Annotated in this window: 1 protein-coding gene; it reads right to left on the bottom strand. The window is 59.7% G+C overall.

Annotation, left to right across the window (positions count from 1 at the left end; translation table 11 throughout):
- The coding region (locus tag AK963_RS35005; protein ID WP_202969922.1) for a hypothetical protein at window positions 1-1456 on the bottom strand (1456 nt) is incomplete at both ends.

Genomic DNA, 1456 nt, shown 5'->3' with positions numbered 1-1456 from the left:
GCTGACACACGACCATTGCCGCTTTCCACCACACGGTCACTGCAGATGATCGGCGCACCGCTACTGGCCAGCGGGTTGGCACCGAGCTTCTTCGGGTTCAGCTTGCTGGCAATCCCCCTGATCTGGGTTTCACTGGCCTGCCTTGCCCGATCCCGTGGTTGCAGTTCTGCCGGGTATTGAGGGTTTACCTTGCCGGTATCGTTATGGCTGGCAATCAGGTCTTCCTGTTCATAGAGGGCATACTGGGTGCTGACTTCACGCTCATCGGCCATCACCGATTCGTCGCCCTTGCCCAGTACCGGCTTTTTTCCAGAAGGGGTCCCCGACTTTTCCTGTGCAGTTAGCCTCATCCCTTCCTGCTGCTGCCGCGCCTCGATGGCTTTCACTTCCCGTTCAAAGCGGATACCGTCCCCGCTTTCGACCATCGCCTTCAGGTTGGCCAGTGCCTCTTTCATGGAGGTCGGGGTAAAACCTCGTCCACTTTTCCGGGCGTTCATTTCCAGCCTGCGCTGATCTTCAATCAGCTTACGCACACGGCGTTTCTTGCTGTCGTCACCTTTCTTCCAGTTGAACGAACGGAACAACCGGTTCAGGCCGTTCATCCGTTCGGTGTAGCTGGTCAGGTCACGGTCAGGGTTGCCGGTGTACTCTGTTGAACCCGGATGCTGATGGGTAGCCCTGTCGATCTGATCCTGTCGGCGTTGCTGGCTGTCCTGCTGTGCGGCTTCCGGGTCAGCATCCACAGTGCCGTAACGGTTGCCGGTAAAGTCGGCAGGCGGGTAGTAAGGCAGTGCCTGCTGGCGGGGTTCGACTGGCTGAGACTGTTCCCTAGTAACGGTTCGGTTCTTCCAGCGGTTCTTCTCTGGTGCCGGCTTCTGCTCCTGTTCAGGCATACCCACAGTACGGATATCCATGGACTGGCTGCGAGGGTACTGCCCCTCCTGACCCACGGTTCGCCCCTGCCACTGACTGGGCTGCTCTATGTTGCTGGCGGGGTCGGCAGTCTCTACGTAGCGTTGGCCAAACCGAGCAGCCTCTGCCGGATTGCCGGGTCGGTTACGCTGCCAGGCTGGCTGATCATAACCACTGAAATCCTGTGGCCCTGCATTCGGGTTGTCGGACACACCGCCGCCACCCGGAGGATCATTCGGGTTATTGTTGTCTGACCAGTTACTCCATTGCGGTCCTACCTCCGGCTGCGGCTGTGTCCCGGCTTCCGGTTGCAGTTGTTCAGGTTGCTGGACGGTTTCTCCCAGCTCCCGAAGCTGGCTCTCCAGTCCGGCAATGGCCAGCGAGTTCTGCCGCAGTTGCTCCGCCAGCATGGCCTGATCGGCGTGAGGTTCCTGCATCTGGTCTTGCAGGGTCTGGTGCTGGCTCATCAGGTCGTTGAGCCTCTGCTGCTTCTCCCTGATGTCGTCCATATTGCGGGTTCGACCGGCAGCGCCCACCAGTCCAC

Source organism: Endozoicomonas atrinae (assembly GCF_001647025.1).
GTDB classification, from domain to species: domain Bacteria; phylum Pseudomonadota; class Gammaproteobacteria; order Pseudomonadales; family Endozoicomonadaceae; genus Endozoicomonas; species Endozoicomonas atrinae.
This window is presented reverse-complemented; position numbering and strand designations above follow the sequence as displayed.